Source organism: Xanthomonas sp. WHRI 7064, from assembly GCF_040202355.2.
GTDB lineage: Bacteria > Pseudomonadota > Gammaproteobacteria > Xanthomonadales > Xanthomonadaceae > Xanthomonas > Xanthomonas arboricola.
In genome coordinates, this window is the sequence record NZ_CP167821.1 from 3765849 (window position 1) to 3784809 (window position 18961).

General features: G+C 64.7%; 13 protein-coding genes. 4 read left to right on the plus strand and 9 right to left on the minus strand.

Features of this window, described 5'->3' with window-relative positions:
* Positions 1–38: 38 nt before the first annotated feature.
* The 3 genes from ABQY74_RS16090 to ABQY74_RS16100 form a co-directional block, all read right to left on the minus strand.
* The gene (locus ABQY74_RS16090) at positions 39–635 is read right to left on the minus strand and encodes an LON peptidase substrate-binding domain-containing protein (protein ID WP_024940084.1); all 597 of its coding nucleotides are present in this window, start codon (positions 633–635) and stop codon (positions 39–41) included.
* Positions 632–2002 (minus strand): UDP-N-acetylmuramate:L-alanyl-gamma-D-glutamyl-meso-diaminopimelate ligase, encoded by a 1371-nt coding sequence (gene mpl / locus ABQY74_RS16095; protein ID WP_349792310.1) that lies wholly within the window; start codon positions 2000–2002, stop codon positions 632–634. Before mpl ends, ABQY74_RS16090 begins: the two co-directional genes overlap by 4 nt.
* A 341-nt stretch (positions 2003–2343) precedes the next feature.
* On the minus strand, positions 2344–2907 hold the full coding sequence (locus ABQY74_RS16100; protein ID WP_047127187.1) for an adenylate kinase: 564 nt from the start codon (positions 2905–2907) through the stop codon (positions 2344–2346).
* Positions 2908–3063: 156 nt separating this feature from the next.
* On the opposite strand from ABQY74_RS16100, the gene ABQY74_RS16105 reads away from it, so the two are divergent.
* Entirely contained in the window at positions 3064–4320 is a 1257-nt protein-coding gene (locus tag ABQY74_RS16105) for a 6-phosphofructokinase (RefSeq protein ID WP_104600051.1), read from the plus strand.
* 261 nt (positions 4321–4581) lie between these two features.
* On the opposite strand, the gene ABQY74_RS16110 is transcribed toward ABQY74_RS16105, so the two are convergent.
* Positions 4582–5103 carry a hypothetical protein gene (locus tag ABQY74_RS16110; protein ID WP_349792661.1) on the minus strand — a complete coding sequence of 174 codons (522 nt, stop codon included), beginning with the start codon at positions 5101–5103 and terminating at the stop codon, positions 4582–4584.
* A gap of 249 nt (positions 5104–5352) precedes the next feature.
* Between ABQY74_RS16110 and ABQY74_RS16115 the strand changes: the two genes are divergently transcribed.
* Positions 5353–7380: a sodium-translocating pyrophosphatase gene (locus tag ABQY74_RS16115; RefSeq protein ID WP_349792312.1), complete on the plus strand. Its 2028-nt coding sequence runs from the start codon at positions 5353–5355 to the stop codon at positions 7378–7380.
* 273 nt (positions 7381–7653) lie between these two features.
* On the opposite strand, the gene ABQY74_RS16120 is transcribed toward ABQY74_RS16115, so the two are convergent.
* Positions 7654–8136, minus strand: coding sequence for a hypothetical protein (locus tag ABQY74_RS16120; RefSeq protein WP_349792314.1), 483 nt, complete (start codon positions 8134–8136; stop codon positions 7654–7656).
* 198 nt (positions 8137–8334) lie between these two features.
* Between ABQY74_RS16120 and ppa the strand changes: the two genes are divergently transcribed.
* Together ppa and ABQY74_RS16130 are read left to right on the plus strand one after the other, a co-directional pair.
* A complete protein-coding gene (gene ppa, locus ABQY74_RS16125) occupies positions 8335–8871 on the plus strand; it encodes an inorganic diphosphatase (RefSeq protein ID WP_002804918.1) in 537 nt (178 codons plus the stop codon).
* Positions 8872–8984: 113 nt separating this feature from the next.
* Positions 8985–10133: an HDOD domain-containing protein gene (locus tag ABQY74_RS16130; RefSeq protein ID WP_026064365.1), complete on the plus strand. Its 1149-nt coding sequence runs from the start codon at positions 8985–8987 to the stop codon at positions 10131–10133.
* Between the two features lie 291 nt (positions 10134–10424).
* On the opposite strand, the gene ABQY74_RS16135 is transcribed toward ABQY74_RS16130, so the two are convergent.
* The 4 genes from ABQY74_RS16135 to thiC all read right to left on the minus strand — a co-directional run bounded on the left by ABQY74_RS16135 (position 10425) and on the right by thiC (position 18956).
* A complete protein-coding gene (locus ABQY74_RS16135) occupies positions 10425–13268 on the minus strand; it encodes a TonB-dependent receptor (protein WP_349792316.1) in 2844 nt (947 codons plus the stop codon).
* A 48-nt stretch (positions 13269–13316) separates the two neighbouring features.
* A complete protein-coding gene (locus ABQY74_RS16140; RefSeq protein ID WP_047127192.1) occupies positions 13317–14210 on the minus strand; it encodes an AraC family transcriptional regulator in 894 nt (297 codons plus the stop codon).
* A gap of 110 nt (positions 14211–14320) precedes the next feature.
* Positions 14321–16654: a winged helix-turn-helix domain-containing protein gene (locus tag ABQY74_RS16145; RefSeq protein WP_349792663.1), complete on the minus strand. Its 2334-nt coding sequence runs from the start codon at positions 16652–16654 to the stop codon at positions 14321–14323.
* Between the two features lie 424 nt (positions 16655–17078).
* A complete protein-coding gene (gene thiC / locus ABQY74_RS16150) occupies positions 17079–18956 on the minus strand; it encodes a phosphomethylpyrimidine synthase ThiC (protein WP_167709634.1) in 1878 nt (625 codons plus the stop codon).
* Positions 18957–18961: the final 5 nt, after the last annotated feature.

Consider the following 18961-nt stretch of genomic DNA (forward strand, 5'->3'; position numbering starts at 1 on the left):
GCGCGGTGACGGATTACGCGCGCGCTTGGCTCACCGCGTCACGGCATCCAGGCCAGCAACTGGTCCAGGCGCCGATGCGGATCGTCCAGCTGCAACAGCGACAGACGCTGCTGCTCGGTCAGCGGCAGCAGTTCGGCCAAGCGCCAGCCGACCCATGCCGCCTGGTCCAGCAGTTCCGGCCCGGCAGAGGCGAATTGGCCGCCGACCTGTTCGAGCATGCGCTCGAGCACGGTCGCCAGCAGGCCATGCTCGGGCCGCAGTTCGTCATCGCTGTCGGGCTCGCACCAACTCACCTCGCCAACCACCAACCCGTTGTCGCGGATGCGCGAGCGCTGCACACGGAAGCGACGCGTGCCACGCAGGCGCAGCACCAACACGCCGTCGGCACCGACATCGAAATCCTCGATACGCACTTCGGTACCGAACGCAGCGGGTGTTGCCGGCACGCCGACTTCGCTGCCATCCAGGATCAGGCACACACCGAAGCTGCTGCCGGCGCGGCCGCTCTCGCGCACCAGGTCCAGATAGCGGCGCTCGAACACGCGCAAGCCCATTGCCGCACCCGGCAACAGCACGTTGTGCAGCGGAAACAGCGGCAAGGCGCTGGTGTCGGCGGTGGTCGTGAGGCCGGTCATCGGGACAATTGCGCCAGGAAGCGACGCGGCGCGCCATCGAAACCGCCATTGGACATGAACACCACATGGTCGCCCGGCTGCGCAATCTCGCCCAGTGTCTGCAGCAACGCCTCCACGTCATGCGCCAGGTGCGCGTCACCGCGCACCTGCGCGATGATCGGTGCGGCATCCCAGGCCAGTTCGGGGCGATGCAGAAACACCACCGCATCGGCATCGCGCAACGACGGCGCCAACGCCTGCGCATGTGCGCCCAGCCGCATCGAATTGCTGCGCGGCTCCATTGCCACCAGCACGCGCGCCGCACCAACCTTCGCACGCAAGCCCTGCAAGGTGGTCGCAATCGCAGTGGGGTGATGAGCGAAGTCGTCGTACACGGTGATCTCGCGCGCCTGCCCCAACAGTTCCAGCCGCCGTTTGACGCTTTGAAAGCGCGCCAGCGCCGGCATCACCGTCGCCGGATCCACGCCCACCGCATGCACGGCCGCCAGCGCCGCCAATCCATTGAGCACGTTATGCCGCCCGACCAGCGGCCACTGCACCTGGCCGATCTCCACTCCACGCTGCAGCACCGCGAACGCGCTGCCGTCCGCGGCGATCAAGCGGGCGCTCCACTCGAGAGAGGCATCGAAACCGAAGCGCTCCACCGGCGTCCAGCAGCCCATCGCCAGCACCTCGGCCAAGCGCGCATCCTCGCCGTTGACGATCAGCCGCCCGCGCGCCGGCACCGTGCGCACCAGATGATGGAACTGGCGCTGGATCGCGGCCACGTCCGGAAAGATGTCGGCGTGGTCGTACTCGAGGTTGTTGAGGATCGCCACCAGCGGCCGGTAGTGCACGAACTTGCTGCGCTTGTCGAAGAACGCGGTGTCGTATTCGTCCGCCTCCACCACAAATTCACGCCCCTGGCCCAACCGCGCCGAGACCCCGAAGTCTTCGGCCACGCCACCGATCAGAAAGCCCGGCGCGCGCCCGGCGGCCTCCAGTAGATAGCTCAGGATGGTGGTGGTGGTGGTCTTGCCGTGGGTGCCGGCCACGGCCAGGGTGTCGCGGCCCGGCAACACCTGCTCGGCCAGCCACTGCGCACCGGAGCTGTAGCGACGGCCGGCATCGAGCACGGCTTCCACCGCCGGGTTGCCGCGCGACAAGGCATTGCCGATGACGACATCGCTGGCATCGGCCGAAATATTGGACGGCGCGTAGCCTTGTGCCAGCGCGATGCCGAGGGTTTCCAACTGGGTGGACATCGGCGGATAGATGGCCTGGTCGCTGCCCTCTACCTGCCAGCCCAGCTCGCGCGCAAGGGCGGCGACACCGCCCATGAAAGTCCCGGCGATGCCGAGGATGTGGAGTTTGGTCATGGAGCGCATTGTCGCCGATCGCCGGAGTTGCCGGCCATTCCGCCTCGCTGCCGAGCGCAGCGTCAGGAAAGACCTACCGTACTGTCGGGAATTTCCCGATATGCGAACTGCGTCACACCCATCACTATACTGAACGCCAGTCGCAGCACCCCTTTGGTCCTACTCCCCAAGAGGCCAAATCCCCAGGGAGCTCATGCTGTGGGGCTCTGAGCAAGCTCATTACTGGCGTTATTCTGCCCCGGGCGTCTTGTACGCCCGGGGTTTTTCTTTTGTGCAATCAACGCATTGCGTGAGCCATGCGAGCTGCCAGCGCGCGGATGGACCGGGCGCACTGCCCGGTCCGAACCGTCTCAGCGACCGAGCGCGGTGCCGATACGCTGCAGCACTTCATCCAGCGAGCCCACGCCATCCACGCGTGCCAGCTTGCCGCGCTGTTCGTAGAAACCGATCACCGGTGCCGTGGAGTCGGTATAGACCTGCAGGCGCTTGCGCACCGACTCGGGATTGTCGTCCTCGCGGCCCTCGGCCTTGGCGCGGCCGGCGATGCGCTCCACCAGCAATTCGCTGGCCACATCCAGCTGCACCACCGCATCCAGCGGCTGACCGATCTTGCCGAGCAGGTCGTCCAGCGCATTGGCCTGCGCCACGTTGCGCGGATAGCCGTCGAGGATGAAACCCTTGGCGACATCGGCCTGACCGAGCCGCGCCTCCAGCATGCCGAGCAGGATCTCGTCGGAGACCAGATCGCCGCGTGCCATCACTTCCTTGGCCTTCAGGCCAAGCGGCGAGCCGGCGGCCACTTCGGCGCGCAGCAGATCGCCGGTGGAAATATGCGGGATCTCAAACTTGTCTTTGAGACGTGTCGCCTGGGTGCCCTTGCCCGAACCGGGCGGTCCCAACAGAACCAATCGCATCAGTGGACTCCACTTTCGAATAAAAACGCGTTGCGGTTGGCGGCGTTAGACTCAGGTCTTCGCCAGCGCTGACCGTATGGTCGTGCAGCTTACCGCATCCGGGGAATGTCCCGGCACTGTCCCCTGCGCCATGTCCCATCGAGGAGCCCGTCCCCTATGTCTACTGGCAACTTGCTGTATGCCCAATCCGGCGGCGTCACTGCCGTCATCAACGCCACCGCCGCCGGCGTGATCACCGAGGCGCGCGCACGCAAGATCAAGGTACTGGCCGCACGCAACGGCATCCTGGGCGCATTGCGCGAGGAGCTGATCGACACGTCGAAGGAGTCCGCCGCCGCAATCGCCGCACTGGCGCAGACCCCGGGCGGCGCGTTCGGTTCGTGCCGCTACAAGCTCAAATCGCTGGAAGAAGACAGCGCCAAGTACGAGCGCCTGCTCGATGTGCTGCGTGCGCACGACGTGCGCTGGTTCCTCTACAACGGCGGCAACGACTCGGCCGATACCGCCTGGAAGGTCTCGCAGCTGGCCAAGGCCTATGGTTACCCGTTGCACTGCATCGGCGTGCCCAAGACCATTGACAACGATCTGGCGGTGACCGACACCTGCCCCGGCTTCGGCTCGGCGGCCAAATACACCGCAGTGTCGGTGCGCGAGGCGGCACTGGATGTCGCCGCCATGGCCGACACCTCGACCAAGGTCTTCATTTATGAGGCGATGGGCCGCCACGCAGGCTGGCTGGCCGCTGCCGCAGGCTTGGCCGGCCAGGGCCCGGACGACGCACCGCAGATCATCCTGCTGCCCGAGCGGGCCTACGACCAGGCCGCGTTTCTGGCCAAGGTCAAGCAGGTGGTGGAAAAGGTCGGCTGGTGCGTGGTCGTGGCCAGCGAAGGCATCCAGGACGCACACGGCAGCTTCGTCGCCGATGCCGGCGGCGCGGCCGATTCGTTCGGCCATGCGCAACTGGGCGGCGTTGCCTCGTTTCTCGCTGCGCAGGTAAAGCAGGAACTCGGCTACAAGGTGCACTGGACCCTGCCCGATTACCTGCAGCGTTCCGCACGCCATCTGGCGTCCAAGACTGACTGGGAACAGGCACAGGCGGTCGGCAAGGCCGCGGTGCAATACGCGCTCAAGGGCATGAACGCGGTGATCCCGGTGATCGAACGCGTCAGCGACGCGCCGTACCGCTGGAAGATCGTGCCGGCTCCGCTGCACAAGGTGGCGAACCACGAAAAGAAGATGCCGCCCAGCTTCCTGCGCAAGGACGGCTTCGGCATCACCGAGCGCGCCCGCCGCTACTTCGCCCCGTTGATCAAGGGCGAAGCGCCGCTGGCCTACGGCAGCGATGGGTTGCCGAAGTATGTGACGTTGAAGAACGTGGCGGTGGCGAAGAAACTGCCGAAGTGGGAGGGATAACGTCGGCATGGGCGATCGGAAGAGGTAATGGGCACTGCACGCCCATACACTCGCTCGCACTTCTGCCTTAGTGCTCATGCGCCGCGACACGGGATGCGGGACATCGATACAGCGCTTACCTTCATCGTCCAGGCTTTTTGCGGCACTGATCGATGAATCCGCCGCTGCGACGGTAGATCGCGGTCTTGCGAAGCGTCATATAAACAACCCCGGCCTGGCCGGGGTTTGTCGTTGATCGCGTGACTGAAGCGAACGCCTGAGTTACTGACAGGCCTTGCCTTCCATCGTCTGCTGCGCAGCAAACATCGGCACCTGCGGGATCTTTCCGGCGGCAGCCTGTTGCTTGGCGTCTTCCAGATAGATGCGCGACTGGCCTTGCCCGTCGAGCTGCGGCTTGGCATCCACCGGCTTGCGCCAGACGCGCACCACCGCCTGCTGCGCGGGGCAGGCCGCGCTGGGGACGCGAATCACGTCGTTGAAGATCCAGCCCGATGCGACGCTGGGCGTGGCCTTGGCGAAATCCACGAAGCGGGCGCGTGGCTGGCAGGTGGGACTGCTGCGCACCACCGACAAGGTATACGGCTGTGCAGCATTGCCGGTGAACACGCCTTCCAGGCGCGCACAGGCTTCGGGAATATGGCGAAGGGTGTGCACGGCGCCAACCGCTTGCGCGGTGCCGGCCGGGCGCTGTTTCAATTCCGGCGTCGGTTCGGCAGCCAGAGCATGGGCGCTGAGCAGTACTGCAGCGATCGTCACGGCATATTTTGACGCGTGGTTCGACATATTCACTCCTGGATCGGCTCGATCACGTTGGCCGCAGGCTGTCATGCCGCGACTGAACGACGCGCCAAAGCCGCGGTGGTGGCAGCGGCGCAGGCCGCGGCGCATACTCGCCCGCAATCCGGCCACCCGAACATCGCGACGCGCATTACGGCCTCCATGGCCGTCGAGTCCGTATTCGCCACCCCACTCGCTGCGTGCATCGCCCTTGGTTCGTCCCGACCGGACGACATCCATTCTCTGGGAGGGGTCATGCTGGAACACTACGGGTTACCACTTGCGCTGGGGTGTGCGGTCCTGGCAATCGTCTATGGCGGTGTATCGGCACGCTGGGTGATCGCGCAGCCGAGCGGCAACGCACGCATGCAAGAGATCGCCGCCGCGATCCAGGAAGGTGCACGCGCGTATCTCAACCGGCAATACCTCACCATTTCGATTGCCGGCGGCGTGCTGTTCGTCCTGGTCGGGCTGTTTCTGAGTTGGTACACCGCCATCGGGTTTGCGATCGGTGCGGTGCTATCTGGGTTGGCCGGCTATATCGGCATGAACGTGTCGGTACGCGCCAACGTGCGCACGGCCGAGGCCGCACGCCATGGCATCGGCCGTGCGATGGATGTGGCGTTCCGTGGTGGCGCCATCACCGGCATGCTGGTGGTGGGGCTGGGATTGCTCGGGGTGGCAGGCTATTACGCGGTGCTGCAAGCGATGGGACTGCCGCTGGAGCGCAACCTGCATGCGCTGGTAGGGCTGGCATTCGGCTCGTCGCTGATTTCGATCTTCGCGCGCCTGGGTGGCGGTATTTTCACCAAGGGTGCGGATGTGGGCGCCGATCTGGTCGGCAAGGTGGAAGCCGGCATCCCCGAGGACGACCCGCGCAACCCGGCGGTGATCGCCGACAACGTGGGCGACAATGTCGGCGACTGCGCCGGCATGGCGGCGGATCTGTTCGAAACCTATGCGGTCACCGTGATCGCCACGATGCTGCTCGGCAGCCTGACGTTGAGTGAAACCGGTCCGCACGCGGTGCTGTACCCGCTGGTGCTGGGCGGTGTCTCCATCATCGCCTCGATCGTGGGCGCCTCGTTCGTCAAGGTCAAAGCGGGCGGCTCGATCATGGGCGCGCTCTACAAAGGCGTGATCGTTTCCGGCGTCTTGGCCGCACTCGCCTACTGGCCGATCACCCAGTCGCTGATGCGCGATAACACCCATGGCGCCACGGCCTTGTATGCCTGCGCATTGATCGGCCTGGTGCTCACCGGCCTGATCGTCTGGATCACCGAGTACTACACCGGCACCCAATACAAGCCGGTGCAGCAGGTGGCCGCCGCAAGCACCACCGGCCACGGCACCAACATCATTGCCGGCCTGGGCGTCTCGATGAAATCCACCGCGCTGCCGGTGATCGCGGTGTGCGCGGCAATCTGGGGCGCGTTTCATTTTGGCGGTTTGTACGGCATTGCAACCGCAGCGACCGCAATGCTGTCGATGGCCGGTATGATCGTGGCGCTGGATGCGTACGGGCCCATCACCGACAACGCCGGCGGCATCGCCGAGATGGCCGAGCTGCCGCCGGAGGTGCGCAACATCACCGACCCGCTGGATGCGGTGGGCAACACCACCAAGGCGGTCACCAAGGGCTATGCGATCGGCTCGGCCGCGCTGGCCGCACTGGTGCTGTTTGCCGACTACACGCACAACCTGCAGGCGGCCAATCCCGGCGAGGTCTTCGCCTTCGACCTGTCCGACCACAGCGTGATCATCGGCTTGTTGATCGGCGGCTTGATCCCTTATCTGTTCGGCGCAATGGCGATGGAAGCGGTGGGGCGCGCGGCAGGCGCGGTGGTCGAAGAAGTGCGTCGCCAGTTCCGCGAGATTCCCGGGATCATGGCCGGCACCGCCAAGCCTCAATACGACCGCGCAGTCGACATGCTGACCCGCTCGGCGATCCGCGAAATGATCCTGCCCTCGCTGCTGCCGGTGGTGGTGCCGGTGGTGGTCGGGCTGCTGCTCGGCCCGCGTGCCCTGGGCGGCTTGTTGATCGGCACGATCGTGACCGGCCTGTTCCTGGCGATCTCGATGACCACCGGCGGCGGGGCCTGGGACAACGCCAAGAAGTACATCGAAGACGGCCACTTTGGCGGCAAGGGCAGCGAGGCGCACAAGGCCGCCATCACCGGTGACACGGTAGGCGACCCGTACAAGGACACCGCCGGGCCGGCGATCAATCCGCTGATCAAGATCATCAACATCGTGGCCCTGCTGCTGGTGCCGCTGCTTTGAGGCCGACTTTTCGCAAGCCGCAGGCCGATCGAAGCTGATGGGAACCGGGACCCGGAACGTGCCGGCTCACGTTCCGGGTCCCAGGCACCGCACCGGTCCCTGCGCCGGCTTGCACCGCTTGTCGGCCCGCTACGGGCAGGCGATAGGTCTGTGGCCTTGAGGTCCGCGTGCCGCATCGGCTCGCACCGGCCGACGCGGGGCAGGCCCCGCGCCCGCACGCAATCACTGCACCGGGCAGCACACCGGGCCACAGCTTGCGCTGTGACACGCCCCTCAGAGGCAACCGATCAAGCCGTCATAGATCGGCGGCGCGCCACCGGGCAGCGGCTCGAACAGCGGGTTGTTCACCGCCAGGGTGCGGTACATCTCGTCCAGACGCGTCCCTGCCTTCAGGGGTGCCGTGCAGCGCCAGACCCGACTGTCCGAGCGCAGGTAGCCGCTGCCGGGATCGACGCTGACCTCGCTGGCACCGAAGGTCCAGATGCAGCTGCGCACCACCCCGCTGACCCGATGCACCGAGCAACGCAAGCGCAGCGGCTGGTAGTCGCTGAACTCGCCGCCGCAAAAGGTGTCGCCGCAGATGTTGTCGAAATCTTGTTCCAGCCGCTGCTCCAGATCGACAAAGGCTTCCCAGCCTTCGCCATTGGCGGGCCAGTCCACCGCATCGACGAAGGTCGGCGCCGGCGTCGCCGCAGAGGCGAAATTGACGGCACCGGAGAGCAGCAGCACAACGAGCAAACGCACAGGTTTGAACATGGCAGTTCCCAAGCAGTGGATGAGTCTGCAGCGTGCGCCGCGCCGCGGGCCGCGACGATCGGGGAGCTTCCCGGGATGAACGCGGGCTATGCCGCACGCGGCGGTCAGAACATTGCCCATTCAGTGTCGCTGCACCGCAACAGCCGAACGCGTAGAATCGCGCTCCACACACTAGATGACGCCTCGGGAGTTACGCGCATGGGTCTTGAACTGGTCACCTCCGGCAAGAATCTGCCGGAAGAAATCAACGTCGTCATCGAAATTCCGAAGGATTCGGAGCCGGTCAAGTACGAAGTGGACAAGGCCAGCGGCGCGATCTTCGTCGACCGCATCCTGTCCACCCCGATGCGTTACCCCTGCAACTACGGCTATGTGCCCAACACCCTGTGCGGCGACGGCGACCCGGCCGATGTACTGGTGGTGCTGCCGCTGCCGTTGGTGCCCGGTTCGGTAGTGCGTTGCCGTCCGGTCGGCGTGCTGCGCATGAGCGATGAGGCCGGCAGCGACGAAAAGATCCTGGCTGTGCCGATCGAGAAGATCTTCTCCGGCTACGCGCATATCGAGGATATCGACCAGGTGTCCAGCCACTGGATGGAGCGCATCGGCCATTTCTTCGAGCATTACAAGGACTTGGAGAAGGGCAAGTGGGTCAAGCTGGATGGCTGGGGCGGCGCGGCCGAGGCCAAGCGCATCCTGGTGGAGTCGGTGGAACGCTATAATTCCGACGCACCCTGATCCAACGACCGTGATGCAGCCCCGCAACCGCGGGGCGATCGGGATCACGCTTCCGGCGTGATCCCGGTGACCGCCGGCGGCAGATTGGGTACATTGCCGACAGCGTTTGGCCGGTGTCTGCCACCGGTGACTCTTGGGGAAGTGTCTTGCGTATTCTGTTTGTTGGGGACGAAGCCAGTCTTCCGTCCGAACTGAGCGACTATGTCGCCGATCTGGGTGATCAGTGGCAGGTACAGCAGGTTGCCGACGGCAATTCGGCGATCGAAGCGGCTGCGTTGTCGCCGTTCGATGCGGTCATCGTCGCCCCCGTCCTGCCTGATCTCACGTCCGCCACGTTGCTGGGGCAGATCCGTACGCTGCGCCCGGACACCATCCGCATCGCCCTGATCGATGCCCAGGATGGTCAGCGCACGCCGCCGGCGCGCATCATTGGCGTGGCGCACCGCTTCCTGCCGATGCCGCTGGCCCCGGAAGTCCTGCTTGAAGCCATCACCAGCCTGGAAGAACTGCGCGATCTGCTCGGCAACCCGCGCCTGCGCGCGGCAATCGGCCGGATCGAAAAACTGCCGTCGCCGCCGCATCTGTATCTGAGCCTGATGCATGCGCTGGAAGAAGACGAAGGCGCCGACGCGGCCGATATCGCCAAGCTGATCGCCGGCGATCCGGCGATTGCGGCCAAGGTGCTGCAGCTGTGCAATTCCGCGTTCTTCTCCGGCGGCCGCAGCATCACCGATCTGCGCACGGCAGTGACCCGCCTAGGCGTGGCCACGTTGCGCGACCTGGTCCTGGCCAGTGAAGTGTTCTCGGTGCAGACCCTGACCCCGGCCGAGCGCAATGCGATGCAGCGCCGCGCCCTGCTCTCCTCGCGGCTGGCCGCCAAGGTGTTGCCGCCGACCAGCGCAGAACTCGGCTCCACCGCCGCGCTGCTGGCCGATATCGGCCTGCTGCTGCCTGGCGTGCGCGACGAACGCGAACCGCCACTGGAAGGCGGCGACGATCGTCTGGGCCATACCGAAGCCGGCGCGTACCTGCTCGGCCTGTGGGGCCTGCCGATGCCGATCATCGAAGCGGTGGCCTTTCATCGCCACCCGCAACGCTCCAGCCTGCGCAGTTTCTGGGTGACCGGCGCGGTGCATGTGGCCACCGCATTGGCCAGCGGCGAAACCGTGGACGAAGAGTACCTGTCCAAGGTCGGTGTACTCACACGCCTGCCGACCTGGCGCGAACAGGCCGATACCTTGTTGGGGCTTGCTGAGGCTTGAACTGCTGGCAAGTAAAAAAGCGCGGCGAAAGCCGCGTTTTTTTTTGCCTGTGCTGCAACAAAGCTGCACTGGGAAGACAGCTAGTGCGCCTGGCGTTTCCCTTTCATTCCACGGATTGTCACATCCACGCAGATGTCATCAGTGATGGCTGTCGCGTCGGCTGAGCGTCAGCACAGTCGCTTGACGAGCGGACGATCAAGAAAGCCGGCGATGCCTTTATCGCATCCGCCTCACCATAAAAAAAGGACGGGCCTTGCGGCCCGTCCTCTTGTGTTACAGCGCGTCGATGGATCAGAAACGCTGGGTGTACTTCATGTACACGAAGCGACCGATTTCGAAGCCGCCGTAATAGGCAAAGCTGCTGTTCGGTGCCGAGTACTGCAGCGGACCGCGGTGATCGAACACGTTGTTCGCGCCGAGTGCGATCGTTGCGTCCCACGGTGCCTTCCAGTTGACCTGCAGGTCGTGGAAGGTGTTGGAACCAGTGTGGCGCAGCGGATCGGATTCGCCGTTGGCGAAATGGTCGGGTGCATCGCAATAGCCCTCGGCCAGCGTGATGCAGCTTTCCTTCATGCCCGAGTAGTAACGCAGGGTGTAGTTGACGCCGAAATCACCCAGCGCCCAGTTCACGCCAACGTTGGAGCGCACGCGGAAGATACCCGGCTCGCCAACGCGGCCGATCATGATGGCGTTGCCCGCGCTGTCCTGGCCGGCTTCGTCGTACTTGCTGACGTAGCTGGTCTGCCAATCCAGGGTGAAAGAGCCGATTGCAGTTTCCGGCAAACGATACTTCACGCCCAGGTCGTAGCCTTCGGTTTCCATCTGGCCGAGGTTGGCCACGCCGTAGGTCATCGACGAGATATGGCCGTCGGCTGCACGCGTCACGCCTGCGCAGCGCTCCGAGTTGCCCAGCACATAGCAGTCGCGCAGGATGCGGTCGACGCTATCGGCGATGATCATGTCGTTGATCTCGTAGCGGTACCAATCCAGCGAGATATCCAGGCCCTGCACCCAACGCGGGCTCCACACCAGACCAGCGGTCTTGCTGGTGGAGGTTTCCGGCTTCAGGTTCGGGTTGGCACCGCTGACGAATTCGTCAGGCGTCTGGCACGGGTAGGTCGTGCAAGGCACGAAGCCCTGGCCGAGCTGGGTGTAGCCCAACGGTACACCAGCATTGGTACAGGCCGCATTGCCGTTGACGCTGTTCGGAGCACCGACGCCGCAGGGATCGATGTAATCCTCGAAGCTGCTGCTCAGGCCGCCGTACAGATCGCTGATGGTCGGAGCGCGGAAGCCTTCCGCATAGGTCGCACGCACCAGCAGGTCTTCCAGCGGACGCCAGGTCAGGCCGAACTTCGAGTTCAGCGTGTCACCGAAGTTGCTGTAGTCCGAATAACGCGTCGCAGCGTTGAAGGTCAGTTCCTTGGCGAATGCGACGTCGCTCAGCAGCGGCACATTCAATTCAAGGTAGACCTCGTCCAGCGAGTACTCGCCCTGCGTGGTCTTGGCACCCAGGCCCGTGCTCTCGCCCGACTGCGCGAATGCGTCAGGAGAGAAACGGCCTTCTTCCTTGCGGTGTTCATAGCCAACGGCAATGCCCAGGTCGCCAGCCGGCAGTTCAACGATCGAACCGGACAGGTTGGCAGTGAAGCTGGTGGTCTTGGTCAGGCCGGTATCGGTGAAGGTGGGGAACAAGAATTCCTGCAACGCCGGATCGGCGAGCGAGCCCTGACCTGCAACGTTATACGGCAGCAACGGATTCCACGGACGGCAAGCCGACAGCGAGGTCGGGTTGGCAGCGGTACCGCACTGTGCAACGCCCTGGCCGTTGATGAAGGACGGGCCCAGTGCCTGACGCGATGCGATCAGGCTCATGTCGCCACGGCTGCGCTTGGTGTTCTCGTTGCGATTCCACAACGCGCCAACGTCCCAGTCCCAGGTCTTGCCACCGAGATCGAAGTAACCGCTCAAGGTCGGCGCGAAGCGCAGGGTCTTGAGCTGGTTTTCGGTGGCGCGCGGCACTTCCCACAGACGGCGACGGAAATCGACGTCCTGGCCAACCGGGTTGAATGCGCTGCCGGCTTCCAGCGGCGTGCCGAACGAGCCGGACTGGTACGGATAACCCGCGATCTGTCCGTCGGTCGTGCGCTCGTTGTAGGCGATGTCGGCGTTGAAAGTGATGGCATCGGCAACGTCATAGTTGACGTTGGCAAACACCGACTTCCGCTCGATACCGGTCTGCACCATCATCTGCTGGTTCGAGTTGGCGTACTCGGCCGGGGTGATGGGGTGATAGTCGGCCGGATTGTTCGGGTTGCCGCCAGCATTGAGGGTCTGCCACACCGCGGTGTCCGGATCCGCACAGTCGACCTGCAGCGGATTGCACCACGAGCCATTCTGGCTGATCGGGCTCCAGCTGTTCGGGGTGGAGTTGGGACCACGCGAGCCGTCGCGGCTGAACCAGCGGTTCTTGGCGAACACCGGATCCTGCTTGGAATACTCAGCCGACAGCGTCACGCCACCGCGCTCGCCCTGCGAGCCGACAGTGAAGGAGTACTGCGTGCTATCACCGTCGCCCTGACCAAACTGGCCGAACTGCACGCTGGCTTCAGCGCCGTCGAAACGCTTGCGGGTGATGACGTTGACCACACCGGCAATGGCATCAGAGCCGTAGATGGACGAGGCGCCATCCTTCAGCACTTCGATACGCTCGATTGCCGACATCGGAATCTGGCTGAGATCCTGCAGACCGGAGGTCGATGCACCCAGACGCTTACCGTTCACCAGCACCAACGTACGCTGCGCACCGAGGTTACGCAGATCGACGTAGTAACCGCCGACGTCTTCGCCCGACGACAACGCATCAGCACGCGAAATCGCCGGCGAGCCAGCGGAGGTCAGGTTCTGCAGCACGTCGGCGACGGAGGTCAGACCCTGCTTTTCCAGTGCCTGACGGTCAAGCGTCAAGATCGGCTGCTGGGTCTCGACATCGGCGCTGCGAATGCGCGAACCGGTGATCTCGATACGGTCCAGCGTGGTGGTCGATTCTTGCGCGACGGCAAATGCCGGCGTCAACGCGATCGCAATACCGGCGGGCAACAGGCCCAGCCGCACTGCGGAGGTGCGAAGGTTCATCAATCTCTCCAGGGTTCGTTAGTGGCGCGTTAAGCGCCCCTGTGCAAATTACGATTGCGTGAACATCGTCGCTTTGCGCGTCACGTTCCGTGGCTTTGCCGAATCTGGCGGATTTGTCGTTTGGTCGCGGTAATGCGATGCGGAGACACCGAAACGCGCACGAAATGCGCGCGCAAAGCTGCAGCAATTGTCGAACCCGCTTGCCGCCGCAACCTCGCCGATCATCATCGAGGTATCGCGCAGCAGATCGGAGGCGCGCTCCAGCCGCAACCGTGCCGACAGGGCCTGCGGACTTTCCTCGTACAGGCTCTGGAACGTCTTGGACACATACCAGCTGGAGAAGTTGGTCAGCTGCGCCAGCTCGGCGATGCGCACCACGCGGTCGCTGTTGCCTTCCAGATACAGGCGCGCGCGTTGCATGCGACCGAAGACCTGACGACGACGGCTGCGCGAGCGCCCCGGGCAGCGCTGCTCCTGCGCGATGAAGTCGCGTTGCATCGCAGCCAGATGCAGCAACAACGGGCGTGCCGATGCGCTGCCGCTCTGTGCGGCCGCGTTGCGCCACAGGCGCAGTGCAATACGCAGATCGCCACGCGACAGCTGGCTGCGTCCCGGATACAGCGTGGCGTCGGTCAACTCGGCCAGCGATTGCAGGCTGTCGCCATCGAGGCTGACGCCGACACAGAGCGCGCTGCGATCAGCCTGCACGGTGGGATGCGATTCCTTGTCGAAGGCGATCCAGTCGCCAGCGCGTAGACGGAAGCGCCCTTCCTTGGACTCCACCCAGGCGCGGCCGCGCAGCTGCACCCACAGCGTGAAGGTGGTGGCCGCGGTCCGGATGCTGCCCAGGCGCGAGACCGCCAGACAGGTCGTCGACGTCGGCTCGCTGGCACCGTCCAATGAGAGTGCGAGTCCGCGATCTGCGGTGATGACCTGTTGCATGGTGGCAGCCCCCTGTACAAAAGAGGGCGTAGTGTTTTGCCGAATCTGGCGTGAGTCAGGAAGTTCCGACGAAGGTCTGCCGAAATTGCCACGAAGTCTTTCCGAAGAACTTACGAGGCGACTTTCCTCAGCACGATCAACAGGTTGGATATCACACCAAGCGGTGTGGCCAGGCGTTCCGGCAACGGCATGAAGGCGATCGAGCTGCCATCTTCCTCCGCCAGTGCCACATACAGCGCACCACTGCGCTGATCCACGCTGAAACCGTTGATGGTGGTGTACTTGGCCGCGTCCAGGCAGCGCCCGTCACCACCGCGCAGCTCACTGTCATGGGTGGCGCAGGTGTCGGTGGACGACAGGTAATGCACCTGGCCACGCGCGCCGGGCGCCCAGCTGCGATAGCGCCAGCGCGAGGGTTGCTGCGGATCGACCGGCTGCAAGGTGTCGGCCGCCAGCGACGGGGCGACCTGCCATAGCCCGCCACCGGTCAGACGCGTCAGCAATACCTGGCCGCTGACGCGGTCCAGCCGCAACTGCGAGACGTCCTGCAGCGACGCCAGCGCGCGCCATGGAGCGCTGCGTCTGTCGTAGAGCGTGGCGAAGGTGTGCCCGTCATCGGCGGCAGCCACCACCAACAACCGATCGGGATCGGGAACATGGATCGCCTGCAACGGTCGCGCCTGCGGCACCGGTAGCCGCAACGCCTTGCCCGTGCCCGGGGTCACTTCGAACAGTGCCGCATGCCCCTGCGCGTCGCTGCCGCTGACCAGCACGCGTTGCGAGTCGGCCGACCAATCGGCGGCCTGGCGCGCATCCGGCCGCAGGCCTTCGATCAGGCGCACCGAGCCAGGTTTGCCGACATCGCCCCACCACAGGCCGTACGCACCGGAGCGATTGGAGGCAAAGATCAACTGGCGCCCGTCCGGCGCGATCATCGGCTGGTCGTCGCGCCCGCTGGAAGGAAACAGCCGGCGGCGGATGTAGCCGCCATTCATGGGGTCGTGGATGACCTGATAGACGCCAAATTGTGGTTTGCGCTGCACGAAGACCAGATGGCCGTGCGCCACATCCGGCGCCTGCGCATCGTCCACACCGAGGTCATGCAGGCTGTGGTCGACCAGATCGAGCCGGTAGAGCCGCGCCTCGCTGTCCACACGACGCCCGAAGATCAGGCCGCTGCCGTCGGGCAACCAGCTCCAGCCGCGGATATCGGCGTTGTCGTGGGTCAGCCGCTCGGCGGTTCCACCGTTTGCCGGGATGCGCCACAGATCGCCAAGCTGCGGATTGCGCAGAAACACGATCCAGTGCCCGTCGGGCGAATAGCGCGGCGTGTAGTCGAAGTCGCTCGGTTGCGCGCTGTAGCTCAGCGGCTGCCATTGGCCGGTTTCCAGATCCAGCCGCCGCATGCGCGGCGCTCCGTGCGCGCCGGTCATGCTGCCGAACAGCAGGGCACGGCCGTCCGGCGACCAACTGAAACTCAGCATGTCCGCACCGTCGCAGCGCGCCACCTCGCGTGCAGCAGCCGGGCCGTTGGCGGCGGCAATCATGATGCGGCAGCTGCCATCGGGCGCCTGCCGCGAAAAGGCGATCTCGCGTCCATCCGGCGACCAGGCCGGCAACCGATCGGAGATGCCGGCCGCCGGCGTGTCGAGCACGCGCGGGTAAGCATTGTTGGTGGTCTTGACCAGGATCGAGGTGCCTGCGCGATCGCTGGTCAGCGAGGCGTAGGCCACCATCGCCCCGTCCGGCGACAGGCTGGGCGTGAGATCGAAACCACCGCCTGCGGTGATGATCTGATACGGGCGCTTGGGGCTGCCGAGCACTGCCGAGGCCGCTGCCGCATCGCGCTCGGGCGCGCGCATCCATAGCGTCCGCGCCGCCAGCGCCAGCACCACCAGCAAAGCCACGCTGGCCACCGCCAGGGCCATCCATCGGCGCTGCTTCGCTGCAGCCGACGCAGCCGGAACCGGTGCTGGGGGCTGCCGGGTGACCGGGCTGCGCTGCAACGCGGCAGTGGCGGTGACGCCGGCGGTGCGGTTGCGCTCGTCGGGCTCGTTGTCCGATGCGGTCACCGCCGTTGCAGGCGCGGCAACATCGGCCGGACCGTCCGACGGCTGCTCCCACGCAACCGGGGCCAGCAGCCGATAGCCGGTTTTGGCAATGGTCTCGATATGCTCGAAGCGCTGGCTGCCGTTGCTGGCCAATGCCTTGCGCAGTTGCGTGACCGCCTGGGTCACCACGTCGTTGGTCGGCAAGGTGTCGGGCCAGACCTCGGCCAACAGCTGCTCGCGCGTCACCACCTGGCCCGGCTGCCGCGCCAGCGTCAGCAATACCGCCAGGGATTTTGGTGCCAGACGCGCGGCGCGCTTGGCGCCGGGCGCATGCACTTCGCGCGAGGCGACGTCGACCACGCACTGGCCGACACGTAACCGGCCCGATGGCATCGCATTAGCGGGAGGAACACTCATCGGCAAGAAACACGCATCGGCATGCAAGGACTACAAAGAACGCAACACGCACTTCGCGCGAAACGCCAAATTCAGCAAAGGACCACAACCAACTGTGTCATGCATCCATTTGGTGCAAATTTTACTCTATGCCTCGTTGCTTCCCTACGACAGGTGGCGACGTCAGGCTCTCTCTCTCTCGCCGACGAATTCAAATAATTACGATGTCCCCTTCGCGCCTCTGGCGCGATTTTTTTATCTGCGATTCAGGAAAATGCCGCGAAATGCTTGCGCGCTGTAACCGCTTGCAACGCAGTCGCAACGCGGCACTTGCGCACCGCGCTGCGATCTGACTAAGCCGAAACTGAATTTTTCTTAAGCAGCCAGTCGATTTGTAGCAACGCAACGATGGCGCTGCATGTCACGTGGCGCGATACACCTGCGCGCCTTGCGCCAGAAACTGCGCCGACTTTTCTTCCATTCCCGCCGACAAGGCATGCGCCTCGCCCATACCGTGCTCGGCCGCGTAATCGCGCACGTCCTGGGTGATCTTCATCGAGCAGAAATGTGGCCCGCACATCGAGCAAAAGTGCGCCAGCTTGTGTGCGTCCTTGGGCAGGGTTTCATCATGGAACTCCTTGGCCTTTTCCGGATCCAGCCCGAGATGGAACTGGTCGTCCCAACGGAATTCGAAACGCGCCTTGCTCAAGGCGTTGTCGCGCACCTGCGCACCGGGATGCCCCTTGGCCAAGTCCGCGGCATGCGCGGCGATCTTGTAGGCCATGATGCCGTCGCGTACGTCCTGCCGGTTGGGCAGGCCCAGATGTTCCTTGGGCGTGACATAGCAAAGCATCGCGGTGCCGAACCAGCCGATCATCGCCGCACCGATGGCGCTGGTGATGTGGTCGTAGCCAGGCGCGATATCGGTGGTCAGCGGCCCCAAGGTATAGAACGGCGCCTCGCCGCATTCGCGCAGCTGCTTGTCCATGTTTTCCTTGATCAGTTGCATCGGCACGTGCCCCGGACCTTCGATCATGGTCTGCACATCGTGCTTCCAGGCGATCCTGGTCAGCTCGCCCAGCGTTTCCAGCTCGCCGAACTGGGCTGCGTCGTTGGCATCGGCAATGCAGCCCGGGCGCAGGCCATCGCCCAGCGAAAACGCCACGTCATAGGCCTTCATGATCTGGCAGATGTCTTCGAAATGCGTGTAGAGGAAGTTTTCCTTGTGATGGGCCAGGCACCACTTGGCCAGGATCGACCCGCCGCGCGAGACGATGCCGGTCACCCGCTTTGCCGTCAGCGGCACATAGCGCAGCAGCACGCCGGCGTGGATGGTGAAGTAATCCACGCCCTGCTCGGCCTGCTCGATCAAGGTGTCGCGAAAGATCTCCCAGGTAAGCTCTTCCGCACGCCCGTCGACCTTTTCCAGCGCCTGATAAATCGGCACCGTGCCGATCGGTACCGGCGAGTTGCGGATGATCCATTCGCGCGTTTCGTGGATGTGCTTGCCGGTGGACAGGTCCATCACCGTGTCGCCGCCCCAGCGGATCGACCACACCAGCTTTTCAACTTCCTCTGCGATGCCGGACGACACCGCGCTGTTACCGATGTTGGCGTTGATCTTGGTCAGGAAATTGCGACCGATGATCATCGGTTCGCTTTCCGGGTGATTGATGTTGTTGGGCAGGATCGCGCGGCCACGTGCGATTTCGTCACGCACGAATTCCGGCGTGATGCGTTGCTGGATCGCGGCCCCGAAAGCTTCGCCCGGATGTTGCTTGCGCAGCATCGCGTCGGCCACCGCTTCCAGGCGCTGGTTTTCGCGGATCGCCACGAACTCCATTTCCGGGGTGATGATGCCGCGCCGCGCGTAATGCATCTGGGTGACATTGGCACCCTCGCGCGCCACGCGTGGCAGGCGCCGCGCAGGAAAACGCACCGCATCCAGACGCGCATCGTGCTCGCGGCCGCGGCCGAAGCTGGAACTCAGGCCGTCCAGCGCAACGGTATCGCCACGCTCGGCGATCCAGCGCGCGCGCAGCGGCGCCAGACCGGCTGCAAGATCGATCGCGGCATGCGGGTCGGTATACGGCCCGGAGGTGTCGTAGACGCTGAGCGGCGCATTGTCTTCGCCACCGAACAGGGTCGGTGTGCGGGTCAATGCAATCTCGCGCATCGGCACCTGCAGGTCGGCGCGCGAGCCCTGCACGAAGATCTTGCGGGAGCCTGGAATCGGCTGGGTCACAGCCTCGGACAGCGACTGGGCTTGTTGCTGCAAAACGGTCGGCGCGGCATTCATGGCGT

Coding starts and splice junctions, on each gene's coding strand:
- ABQY74_RS16090 (WP_024940084.1), bottom strand. CDS start 635: ATGACCGGCCTCACGACCACCGCCGACACCAGCGCCTTGCCGCTGTTT.
- mpl (WP_349792310.1), bottom strand. CDS start 2,002: ATGCGCTCCATGACCAAACTCCACATCCTCGGCATCGCCGGGACTTTC.
- ABQY74_RS16100 (WP_047127187.1), bottom strand. CDS start 2,907: ATGCGATTGGTTCTGTTGGGACCGCCCGGTTCGGGCAAGGGCACCCAG.
- ABQY74_RS16105 (WP_104600051.1), top strand. CDS start 3,064: ATGTCTACTGGCAACTTGCTGTATGCCCAATCCGGCGGCGTCACTGCC.
- ABQY74_RS16110 (WP_349792661.1), bottom strand. CDS start 5,103: ATGTCGAACCACGCGTCAAAATATGCCGTGACGATCGCTGCAGTACTG.
- ABQY74_RS16115 (WP_349792312.1), top strand. CDS start 5,353: ATGCTGGAACACTACGGGTTACCACTTGCGCTGGGGTGTGCGGTCCTG.
- ABQY74_RS16120 (WP_349792314.1), bottom strand. CDS start 8,136: ATGTTCAAACCTGTGCGTTTGCTCGTTGTGCTGCTGCTCTCCGGTGCC.
- ppa (WP_002804918.1), top strand. CDS start 8,335: ATGGGTCTTGAACTGGTCACCTCCGGCAAGAATCTGCCGGAAGAAATC.
- ABQY74_RS16135 (WP_349792316.1), bottom strand. CDS start 13,268: ATGAACCTTCGCACCTCCGCAGTGCGGCTGGGCCTGTTGCCCGCCGGT.
- ABQY74_RS16140 (WP_047127192.1), bottom strand. CDS start 14,210: ATGCAACAGGTCATCACCGCAGATCGCGGACTCGCACTCTCATTGGAC.
- ABQY74_RS16145 (WP_349792663.1), bottom strand. CDS start 16,654: ATGCCATCGGGCCGGTTACGTGTCGGCCAGTGCGTGGTCGACGTCGCC.
- thiC (WP_167709634.1), bottom strand. CDS start 18,956: ATGAATGCCGCGCCGACCGTTTTGCAGCAACAAGCCCAGTCGCTGTCC.